Source organism: Campylobacter sp. RM12642 (assembly GCF_020137635.1).
Lineage (GTDB): Bacteria > Campylobacterota > Campylobacteria > Campylobacterales > Campylobacteraceae > Campylobacter_E.
Map to the genome: position 1 here is coordinate 1 of NZ_JACGAT010000038.1, position 11,181 is coordinate 11,181.

At 27.9% G+C, this 11,181-nt stretch carries 10 protein-coding genes and 1 pseudogene; 6 read left to right on the plus strand and 5 right to left on the minus strand.

Annotated features, from left to right (window positions below):
- Positions 1–553 precede the first annotated feature (553 nt).
- The 4 genes and pseudogenes from AVBRAN12642_RS09025 to AVBRAN12642_RS09040 all read right to left on the minus strand — a co-directional run bounded on the left by AVBRAN12642_RS09025 (position 554) and on the right by AVBRAN12642_RS09040 (position 4,992).
- Positions 554–1,597, minus strand: coding sequence for a GDP-L-fucose synthase family protein (locus AVBRAN12642_RS09025; RefSeq protein WP_214118238.1), 1,044 nt, complete (start codon positions 1,595–1,597; stop codon positions 554–556).
- Positions 1,594–2,520, minus strand: coding sequence for a glycosyltransferase family 10 domain-containing protein (locus AVBRAN12642_RS09030; RefSeq protein ID WP_214118240.1), 927 nt, complete (start codon positions 2,518–2,520; stop codon positions 1,594–1,596). Before AVBRAN12642_RS09030 ends, AVBRAN12642_RS09025 begins: the two co-directional genes overlap by 4 nt.
- Positions 2,517–3,632, minus strand: a complete 1,116-nt coding sequence (gmd, locus tag AVBRAN12642_RS09035) for a GDP-mannose 4,6-dehydratase (RefSeq protein WP_336607293.1) — start codon at positions 3,630–3,632, stop codon at positions 2,517–2,519. The genes AVBRAN12642_RS09030 and gmd overlap by 4 nt, the downstream gene beginning before the upstream one ends.
- A gap of 11 nt (positions 3,633–3,643) precedes the next feature.
- Positions 3,644–4,992 (minus strand): annotated as a pseudogene (locus AVBRAN12642_RS09040) (mannose-1-phosphate guanylyltransferase/mannose-6-phosphate isomerase).
- 77 nt (positions 4,993–5,069) lie between these two features.
- Between AVBRAN12642_RS09040 and galU the strand changes: the two are divergent.
- Together galU and AVBRAN12642_RS09050 are read left to right on the plus strand one after the other, a co-directional pair.
- Positions 5,070–5,891, plus strand: a complete 822-nt coding sequence (gene galU, locus AVBRAN12642_RS09045) for a UTP--glucose-1-phosphate uridylyltransferase GalU (protein ID WP_214118246.1) — start codon at positions 5,070–5,072, stop codon at positions 5,889–5,891.
- Positions 5,888–7,093, plus strand: coding sequence for a glucose-6-phosphate isomerase (locus tag AVBRAN12642_RS09050; RefSeq protein WP_336607294.1), 1,206 nt, complete (start codon positions 5,888–5,890; stop codon positions 7,091–7,093). Before galU ends, AVBRAN12642_RS09050 begins: the two co-directional genes overlap by 4 nt.
- A 46-nt stretch (positions 7,094–7,139) precedes the next feature.
- Here the strand turns inward: AVBRAN12642_RS09050 and AVBRAN12642_RS09055 are convergent, their stop codons facing one another.
- The gene (locus AVBRAN12642_RS09055; RefSeq protein WP_250325654.1) at positions 7,140–7,769 is read right to left on the minus strand and encodes a c-type cytochrome; all 630 of its coding nucleotides are present in this window, start codon (positions 7,767–7,769) and stop codon (positions 7,140–7,142) included.
- Positions 7,770–7,937: 168 nt separating this feature from the next.
- Between AVBRAN12642_RS09055 and modA the strand changes: the two genes are divergently transcribed.
- From modA to AVBRAN12642_RS09075, 4 genes are all read left to right on the plus strand, one after another.
- Positions 7,938–8,630 carry a molybdate ABC transporter substrate-binding protein gene (gene modA, locus AVBRAN12642_RS09060; protein WP_336607295.1) on the plus strand — a complete coding sequence of 231 codons (693 nt, stop codon included), beginning with the start codon at positions 7,938–7,940 and terminating at the stop codon, positions 8,628–8,630.
- Positions 8,617–9,297, plus strand: coding sequence for an ATP-binding cassette domain-containing protein (locus AVBRAN12642_RS09065; RefSeq protein ID WP_336608258.1), 681 nt, complete (start codon positions 8,617–8,619; stop codon positions 9,295–9,297). The genes modA and AVBRAN12642_RS09065 overlap by 14 nt, the downstream gene beginning before the upstream one ends.
- The gene (modB, locus tag AVBRAN12642_RS09070) at positions 9,285–9,947 is read left to right on the plus strand and encodes a molybdate ABC transporter permease subunit (protein WP_336607297.1); all 663 of its coding nucleotides are present in this window, start codon (positions 9,285–9,287) and stop codon (positions 9,945–9,947) included. Before AVBRAN12642_RS09065 ends, modB begins: the two co-directional genes overlap by 13 nt.
- Positions 9,948–10,085: 138 nt before the next feature.
- Positions 10,086–10,541 carry a hypothetical protein gene (locus tag AVBRAN12642_RS09075; RefSeq protein WP_336607298.1) on the plus strand — a complete coding sequence of 152 codons (456 nt, stop codon included), beginning with the start codon at positions 10,086–10,088 and terminating at the stop codon, positions 10,539–10,541.
- The last annotated feature ends 640 nt before the right edge of the window (positions 10,542–11,181 follow it).

Consider the following 11,181-nt stretch of genomic DNA (forward strand, 5'->3'; position numbering starts at 1 on the left):
GCATTTATTTTCCTTAAAATTTATTTTTATTCTCATAATTCTCCACAAACTTTTTAGCATAAATTTTAATGTTAATTTTATCATTGATATCTTCCATCAGAATCAACTTTTCTATATTTACACAAATCTTCAAAAATTTCATGTCTTTTGCTAGCTTTAATATATAATATTATAAAATAATTAGTGTATTTGGTATTACTGTATACTATCCACCAATCGGTAATTTTCACTTTTATAGTTTTTTTCATACGCAAACTTGCCTTAAAACTTTTATATTAATTAGTAATATATTATAGAATTTTACAAAACAATCTTAATAATCTTCTAAAAATATTACCTAATTTTTATAAGTCTTTATAAATTTATAATCTAAATTTAAATAATTAAATTTTATAAAATCTATTGGTTATTTAATAAAGACTTACTCTTTGTTAAAAGCATTATATTTGTTTACTTTTATTGCAAAAAAAATAAAAATATTTATCAAATTATTTTTCAAAATTCTCTTCATTGTCCTTTTCCCACCAATCAACAATCCTTAGTTTTATTTATTTCAAAACTTTTCCTTATAATTTTCATAAACACTTCTTATACCTTCTTCGAGGCTTATTTTTGGCTTAAAACCAAGTTTATTTAACCTTGAGCTATCTATAAGTTTTTTCATAGTACCATCAGGCTTAGTAGCGTTAAAAACTATCTCTCCACTAAATTCGACAATATCTTTTATCATATAAGCTAAATCTTTTATACTTATATCACTTCCAAAGCCAACATTTATATGAGTATTTTTTATCTCGCCCTTTCCACAAATATCTTTAAAGTCTACACTTTCAAGCACAAATACACTTGCAGCTGCCATATCATCAACATGTAAAAACTCTCTTAAAGGCTTACCACTACCCCAAATCTCTACACTTTTATCGCTCACACCAAATTTAGCTAAATATTCTTTAGCCTTATTTATATCAGCTATACCTAAATCCTTACAAACCTCATCAAATTTATTTTCATTAAGTAGTTTTGCAAGGTGCATTTTACGAATAAGTGCTGGCATTACATGAGATTTTTCTAAATCAAAATTATCATTATTTCCATAAAGATTTGTTGGCATTACTGAGATGAAATTTGTGCCATATTGTAAGTTATATGACTCGCACATCTTAAGACCAGCTATTTTTGCTACCCCGTAAGGCTCGTTTGTATATTCTAGCTCATCGGTTAATAAGTATTCTTCTTTTATAGGTTGTTTTGCGTTCTTTGGATAAATACAGCTTGAGCCTAAAAATAAAAGCTTTTTAACACCATACAAATATGCACTATGGATAATATTATTTTGGATTTGCAAGTTTTCATATATAAAATCAGCTCTATAAGTATTATTTGCCATTATACCGCCAACTTTTGCAGCCGCTAAAACTACATAATCAGGCTTTTCTTTGGCAAAAAAATCCGATACTTTTGCTTGATTTGTTAAATCTAGCTCATTATGAGACAAACATACGAAATTTGTATAACCCTTATCTTTTAAATATTTTAAAATAGCAGAGCCAACAAGCCCATTATGCCCTGCTATATAGATTTTATCAGTTTTTTTCATTTTATCCCGATCATTATTTTAATTTTATCAAAAAGTCCAATTTTTCTTTTAATAGCTTTGTCTTTGCTAAGACAAAAAATATTATCCAAAAATTCATCTAGTTTCCCATAATACATTTTATAATAATCTATATCTTGTAAAAAAATAGGTTGATTTATCATATCCAAATAAGCTTGTTCATTATTATCAATTTCCTTAATTTTTTCTAAAACTACATTAAAACCTGAATAATTTTGTATATTTATGTATGAATTAGGATTAATTATTTCATTTATACTTGGATCACCCCAATATATAGGAATACATCCTGATTCAAAAGCATGAAATATTTTTTCAGTAAGATATCCACTTGAAGATGAGTTTTCAAAACAAATATTAAATTTATATTCTTGCAACCATTCTAGTTTTGATTTTTTAAAATTATTAAATCTATCACCTACCCTATAGCCTAAATTATTTAAGTGTCCACCGCCACTATCTATTTTTTTATACATATTTAAAAAATTAAAAAAATCATCTCTTGGAGAGTTTACAGCTTTTGCACTAACTAAAAAAGAACAAAATTTATTTTTAAATTTTAATTTTTCTAGCCTTTTTTCCAATGTTAAATTATAAAAAGAATCAGATAAATAATGATAATGTTTTAAATGTCTTTCATCGTCAGCAAGATTACTATCAAAATCAATACCATAATCACATTCATCAAAATTTGCAATCTTATTTTCAAGTGTAAAAAAAATCTTAACACAATTGTTAAATTTCCTATGATTATCTCCAAATGGACCATATAATAAATAATCAGGTGTATTAGAATAAACTACTTTATATTTTTTTTGCAATCTTTTAATAATTAAATTATTATAAAAATTAGCTTCATTGTTTTCACCCCACCAATCAGTAATAAGCATTTTTAACGTTTTCATTCAAAATACCTTAAGATTTTATACCCACCATCTTGCAAGTATTTATCTTTTTGCATTAGTTGTAAGTCCGATTTTGCCATATCTTTTACAAGCATATTTAGATCATATTCTGGAACCCAGCCAAGCTTTTCTCTAGCTTTACTTGCATCACCTACTAGTAATTCTACTTCAGTAGGTCTAAAATACCTTGGATCAACTGCTACAATTTCTTTACCAATTTCAAGTTTAAAATCTCCATGACAAGCCTTTACATAGCCTCTTTCATCTACTCCATTGCCACGAAACTCAACTTCAACTCCAAGCTCAGCAAACGCAAGTCTTACAAACTCTCTTACTTCAGTTGTAACCCCTGTTGCTATTACCCAATCTTCTGGCTTAGGGGCTTGAAGAATTAACCACATCATTTTCACATAGTCTTTTGCATGACCCCAGTCCCTTTTAGCTGATAAATTACCTAAATATAACTTATCTTGCATTCCAAGAGCTATTTTTGCTGCTGCACGAGTTATCTTTCTAGTTACAAAAGTTTCCCCTCTAATAGGGCTTTCGTGATTAAATAGTATTCCATTACAAGCAAAAATATTGTAAGCTTCTCTGTAATTTATAGTTATCCAATAAGCATAAAGCTTAGCACAAGCATAAGGAGAGCGAGGATAAAATGGGGTTTTTTCTGTTTGTGGGACTTGCTGAACTAAACCAAAAAGCTCACTTGTAGATGCTTGATAAATTTTAGTTTTATCGGTTAGCCCTAAAAATCTAATCGCTTCAAGAAGTCTAAGAGTGCCTATACCATCAGCATTTGCAGTGTATTCAGGCGTATCAAAGCTAACATGTACATGGCTCATCGCAGCAAGATTATATATCTCATCAGGTTTTACTTCACTTACAATTCTAGTTAAATTCATAGAATCAGTCATATCACCATAATGTAAGAAAAAATTATTATTAGATACACTACTATCTTCCATAAGATGATCAATTCTATCTGTATTAAAAAGCGATGCTCTTCTTTTAATCCCATGAACTTCATAACCCTTATTTAGCAAAAACTCAGACAGATATGCTCCATCTTGACCAGTTACCCCTGTAATTAAAGCTACTTTTTTACTCATTTAAATTCCTTTCAATTTCTATTATAATCATCTTCAAATCTTACTATATCATCTTCGCCTGTGTATTCTCCCACTTGAGCTTCAATTAATACAAGTGGGATTTTACCATCATTACTTAGGCGATGTATTTGCCCCATTTTTATATACACAGACTCATTTGCCCTTACAAGCTGCTTAACCCCATCAATCTCAACACTTGCAGTTCCGCTTACTACTATCCAGTGTTCGTTTCTATGAAAATGCTTTTGCAAAGACAGTCTTTTGCCTACGTTTACAACGATTTTTTTAATCTTATAGCCATTTGCAACTTCAAGCACACTATAACTTCCCCAAGGTCTATAAGCTGTAGTGTGGGCTTTTGCTCTTTCATCATCTTTTAGACTCTTTACTATTTGCTTTACATGATGAGATTTGCCCTTTTTTGAAATTAGCAAGGCATCTTTTGTATCAACTACAATTAAATCATCAACATCTATTAAAGATACTAATTTATCACTATATACAAAGTTATTGTTTGAATTTACACTTTTAAATTCTGTGCTTTTAATCTCTTCACTTAATGCTTCAAAGCTACCCAAATCAGACCAATTAATATCAGCAGGGACAACTTTCATTAGGTTTGATTTTTCCATAACAGCATAATCAATGCTATTTTCAGGGATTTTTGCCATATCATCGATTTTTATTCTAGTGGTATTATTGTTTTTGGTAGATTTTTTATAAGCACTTAATGAAGTTTCGTAAATATCGTTTGAATGTTTTTTAAGCTCTTCTAAAAATACTCCAACTTTAAACATAAACATTCCAGAATTCCAAAAATACCCCCCCCCATTATATATTTTTGAGCTGTTTTAAAATCAGGCTTTTCATAAAAACCATCTACATTTAAACCATCGCTTGATTTTATATATCCATAGCCTGTTTCAGCGTGAGTTGGTTTGATACCAAAAGTTACCAAAAAGCCTTCATTTGCCAAATCTTTAGCCTTTGATATGACTTTTTCATAAGATGATAAATCTTTTATAAGATGGTCGCTTGGAGTTATCAAAACCACTTCTTCATCACTAAGTCCAAAACAAGCCAACGCTATTGCTGCAGCTGTGTTTTTAGCAAGTGGCTCAAGCAAATATGATGTGTTTTTATAAATTTCGTTTCTTTGACCGATTTCATCAAGTGCCAAAAAATACTGCTGTTCGTTTGATACAATAAGAGTTTTTTCACAAAGCTTTGAATTTCTCTCACACGTGAGCAAAAATAAAGATTTATTATCAAAAATCCTAAGAAATTGTTTAGGCATAAGACTTCTACTAAGTGGCCAAAGTCTAGTCCCACTCCCACCACATAACACTATATTAACCATAACTTTTCCAATCTTAAATATAAATTAACGCATTATTGCTAAACTTTTTTAATATTTATTAGCAAAAAGGAAGAAAGATGATAAAAACTTGCATATTTCCAGCAGCAGGTTATGGAACTAGATTTTTACCTGCAACAAAAACTTTACCTAAAGAAATGCTACCTATTTTAGATAAGCCATTAATACACTATGCTATGGAAGAAGCTATTGAAGCAGGGCTTACAAATATAGGTATTATTACAGGCAGAACAAAAAGAGCTTTAGAAGATTATTTTGATATATCTTATGAGATTGAAGACGCAATAAAAGGCAGTGAAAAAGAAAAATTACTTGATGATGTTCGTAGGCAGATGGAAGTATGTAATTTCACATTTACTAGGCAAAGAAAAATGAATGGATTAGGTGATGCGATAAATTGTGCTAAAAATATGGTTAGTAATGAACCTTTTGGGGTAATTTTAGCAGATGACTTGTGTGTAAATGATGCTTGTGGTGTAATGAGCCAAATGGTAAAAGCATATGAAAAATATCGTTGCAGTATTGTTGCACTTATGGAAGTTCCAAATAAAGATACTAAAAAATATGGGATTATTGAAGGCGTAAAATTAGAAGATAATATTTACAAAATCACAGATATGGTTGAAAAACCAGACCCAAAAGACGCAAAAACAAATCTAGCAATTATTGGAAGATATATTCTAACCCCTGATATTTTTGATATTTTAGATAATACCAAACCTGGTCGTGGTGGAGAAATTCAAATTACTGATGCTCTTAATACTCAAGCAAAAGAAGGTAGATGTATAGGATTAGTATTTAGTGGTCTTAGATTTGATTGTGGTAGTGTAGAAGGTTTTTTTGAGGCGACTAAATACTTTTATGAAAGAGATTACAAATGATTACCTATCAAGAGTATTTTGAAAAAACTTCGCAAGAAAACATAAGTCTTTATCTAAAAAGAATGAATGAAGAAAGGCAAAGTGGCGAAGTTGGGTTTTATGATTTGCCTTTAGAATTTGATTTAGGAATTTCAAAACTTCAAAAAGTAAAAGAAAAATTTGCTAACAAAAGTCATTTTATAGTTATTGGAATGGGTGGAAGTAGTGTTGGCACTAGGGCTATTACGAGTTTTTTGGGGATAAAAAATATTGATTATTTAGACAATATTTCAAGCACTCTTTTTAATGAAATATTAGAAAAAATTGACCTTGAAAAAACGCTTTTTATATTAGTATCAAAATCTGGAAATACAATTGAATGTATAAGTTATTTTAGGATTTTGCTTGATGTTTTAGGTTTAAATGTAGATGATTTAAAGCATCACTTAATAGGAATTTGTATGCAAAATACCAAATTTTATGAGTTTTTAAAGACAAATGAAATAACGCATTTTGATATAGAAGAAAATGTTAGCGGTAGATTTTCAGTGCTTAGTAATGTTGGACTTGTGCCGTTATTTTTAGCAGGGGCTAATGTTGATGAGCTTATCAAAGGCGCTAAAGATTGTATGCACGAGCAAAAAACAAAAGAACATATACTTAATCTAGCCTACACGCTAAGCACAAAAATGATAAATAAAAATTATGTTTTATTCACTTATTGTGAAGAATTACGCCATTTTAACGAATGGTTCGTTCAGCTTGTAGCCGAAAGTCTTGGGAAATTTAAAGAATATAAACGCGTAGGACTTACACCAATTAGTCTAATAGGACCAAAAGACCAGCATTCGTTTTTACAACTCATAATTGAAGGGCCAAAAGATAAATTCGTAGAATTTATCCGTATAAAACCAAATCCAAATAGCCCCAAAATAAAGCACATAAAAGGACTTGAAAATCTTGAAAATCAAAGCGTAGGACATAGTTTAGATGAGCTACTTTACGCTCAAAGTAAATCGTGTCTTGATGCGATAAAAGCTGAAGGAATAGAAACAAGTCTAATTGAGCTTGATGGCAAAAGTGCTTACAATATCGGATATTTAATATATTATTATGAGTTATTAGTTGGTGCTTGTGGGCTTATGATAGGCATTAGCACTTACGATCAACCTGGTGTTGAAAGTGCAAAAAAACTTCTAAAAATATTATTAACTACAAAATAATCATAAAATAAAATTAGGAATTTCAAATTCCTAATTTTTAACTATTTTATAAAGTCTTAATGTATTTAGCTAAAGCTTTAAAATCTTCATCATTTAGATTTTTTACTTGTAATTGCATAGTTTTTTGAGATTTACCACCAAAAGTTCCCGCCTTATATCCACTTAAAGCTTCATAAATTTCGCTCTCGCTTAAAGTATTTATTACAACTTCAGCCCCAGGAGCTAATTTTTCTGCATTTTTTCCATGACAAGCAATACATTTTTTAAATAAAGTCGCCGCATCAGTTTTTAAAACATTTTCAACACTACTACTAACCTTATCAATGCCATCAGTAATTGCTTTAGCTGCACTATCTGTGCTTTCTTTTATTGTATTTGCAACTTCATTGGTGCTTTCTTTTAAATTATTAGCAACGCTTTTTGTAGTATCACTAATGCTATCTACTGCAGAATTTATCATAGGTTCAACTTGATTTGCAGCAGTATTTATATGTTCATCAACCTTTGTTGCCACATTATCTACAATTGTATCTATTTTCTTAGCCACTTCTTCAGTGCTTGATTTTACATTTTGACTAAGCTCTTGAGCTGGTTTTTGCTCTTCTTTTTTATCGTTACAACCTGTTTGAATTATTAAAGCACTAATTGCTGCTAAACTTAAAAATATTTTTTTCATATTTTCTCCTTAAATAAATTAAAAGGCAAAATACTAGCATTTTTTAATAATTGTAATATTAAAATAAAAAATTAATTTATTATATATTATTTTATATAATAAGCTTTTAAATTCAGTTTTATTAAAGATTTTTTAATATATAATTTTTTATATTTTAAAGGAGTAAGTATGAAAAAAGCATTATTATTTTTAAGTTTAAGTTCTTTTGCATTAGCAAATACTTTAAATATCGCAGCAGCTGCAAATATAAGCTATCCACTAAACGAATTAAAGCAAAAATTTGAAAAACTACACCCAGATATAAAACTTAATGTCAATACAGGTGCTAGTGGTAGCTTTAACGCACAAATTAAAAATGGAGCAAATTATGATGTATTCTTATCTGCAAATATGGAATTTGCTAAAGATTTAGAAGAATTAACTAAAAATCAAGCAATCACTTATGCAACAGGAAAGCTAATATTATTTTCAGCTAAAAAAAAGCCTAATTTAGATGATTTAAAAACCGCATCTTGTATAGCTATAGCAAACCCAAACACAGCTCCTTATGGAAAAGCAGCTAAAGAAGTATTAAATCAAATTCCAAATAGTTCAAACATAATAACGGCTACAAATATTTCAGCAACATTACTACAAGCTACAAAAGCTTGTGATTATGCTTTTGTAGCTGCGTCTAGCGTAGAGCAAATTAAAGAATTAGGTTTTAGTGATGAAAACATATTAAAAATTGATGATAAATTATACGAACCAATTTTGCAAGGTATGATAATTACAAGTAAAGAAAAAAATGCTAAAGTGTTTTATGATTTTATATTAAGCCCTGATGCAAAGGAAATTTTTAATAAATATGGCTATGAATGAGCTGGATTTAAAACATGATTTTAAAGACTTTAAAATAAATGCTAGCTTAAGCTTTGATGATGGGGAAATTATCGCATTGTTTGGTGATAGCGGAAGTGGTAAAAGCACTATTTTAAAATTAATAGCTGGGCTTATTAATAAGCCTTTGCTAAAAGATATTGCTTTTTTATTTCAAGATTGCACATTATTTGATAATTTTAATGTATATGAAAATCTAGTTTTTACAAATACTAAAACTCTTTTAGATGATTTAAAATATATTTTTGGTAAAAAATTAGATAAAAATACAAGTAATTTTTACGATGAATTATTAAAACTAGCTAATTTAGAAGAACACAAAACTAAAAAAATCAGCACTCTAAGTGGAGGACAAAAACAAAGACTAGCATTAATTTGTGCCTTAAGTAAAAATGCAAAATATATATTATTAGACGAGCCTTTAAGCGCACTTGATGATAGTAACAAAATAGCACTTATAAAACTAATCAAAAAAATAAATCAAGACTACAAAAGAACAATTATTTTTGTATCTCATTCGTGTTTTGAAATAAATGCCCTTGCTGATAAAATATATTTTGTAAAAAATGGTAGTTTTGAAAAATGTCTTAATAAAGAAGAATTTTTTATAGAAAAAATCCAAAATAATGAGTTTTTATGCAAGAATTAACACCAATTTTCTTATCACTTAAGTTATCTTTCGTAACTACTATAATATTATTTTTTATTTGCTTATATCCTGCATTTTATCTAAGCCAAAAAGAGTTTTTTGGTAAAAAAATACTATTAAGTATAATTTCATTGCCACTTGTGCTACCCCCTACCGTTTTAGGCTTTTATTTATTGGTGCTATTAAGTCCTAATAATTATTTAGGGCAATTTTTGGCTAATTTTGATATTAAACTTGTTTTTAATTTTAAGGCTTTATTGATTGCTTCAATAATTTATTCTATGCCTTTTATGTTTAATCCTATTTATAGTGCATTTAATGCTTTGCCTAAAAATCTTTTTGATAGAGCTAAATTACTTGAAAAATCTCAGGCTAACATAATATTTCGCCTTTGTTTGCCACTAATAATCCCTAGTATAATAAGTGCTAGTGTTATGAGTTTTGCTCATACTATGGGAGAATTTGGTGTAGTAATGATGATAGGCGGTAGCGTAGCAGGAGAGACAAAAGTCGCTTCTATTGCCGTATTTGAAGCATTAGAAACACTAGATTTAAATAAAGCAAATGAGCTTAGTATAATATTATTGGCTATTTCTTTTATTATTTTATTTGCCTTACAATTTATAAAACAAAATAAATATAAATCCTAATTTAAATTCTTTAAACTAAAGAATAAATAATGATAAAAATTGAGAGTATAGAGAATATAATAATAGGTTAAAAGCTGTAGGGTAAAACTTAAAGGAAAGCTTATTTTTAAAATAAAATAAATAATATAGGAAAATATTATGCAAAACAACAATGAGCCTATTTTTGTGATGAATAGAAAAAAATCTTTTTTCGTATCTCTTTATTATATATTTGTTTTTATATGGGATTTAGCAACTTTACTGATTGGAATATGTTTTATAGATTTAGATAATTTTTTAGCAAATATTATTGGTTTTATTATAGTTGCTATTATACCTTATCATTTTTTTTGTGCAATTGATATTAAAACGGTTATTTGTTATGAAGATTTTTTCATAATTAAGAGAAAGTTTTGCACTCAAAAGGTTTGCTATAACAAATTTAAAGATTATTTCTTTTTTACTTCTATTGCTAATAATAACATAGTAGTTAGGTTTAAGAAGTTTCAATTTCCGATACATATAAATCAAAATATGTTTACACAAGATGAAATTAAAAATTTTATTGAAATTTTAGAAAAAAATAATATAAAGCGTTATAGTTGGTTTGATTAATTAAGTATTATAAATACTACTGAAAGGATTTTATGAAACTAGTATTTCTTGCTATGATAGTTGTAGGATTTGCATTCTTATGTGAAGCTTACCCGTATAAAAAATTTAATGCTAAACTTTTCTTTAAATGTGTATTTTGCTTTCGTTATTTTAAAGTAATTTCAAAAGAATATAAACTAAAAGATAAAAACCACATATATTATAATTTTATAGAAAATTTTCTTTATTATTTTAAATTTGTAATATTAGTTCTTTCATATGCGCTTTTTTATTCTGGAATACTATTATTATGCCTTAATCTAACCCTTTAGATTAAAAATTTTATAAGCTATGTTATTAATCTAAAAAATTAATTTACTAACAACTCAATTTAAATCTAATAAGCAAGGCTAAGCCACTATTATAAATCTTATTTAATCAACACTAATTATATTAAACACCATACCTACAATTCAATCAATCACCAAATCCACTAATTTATAAGCTATTTTTTATTACACTAAAAAATACTACCGCAATCATTTCCTAAATCATCTTATAAAGCATTTTTTAAATAACTCATATCAAACTACATTAAAAATACTTAAGATAAATTCCTATATTAAATAAAATAAAAATTTATCTATCAATTTGTATTAAA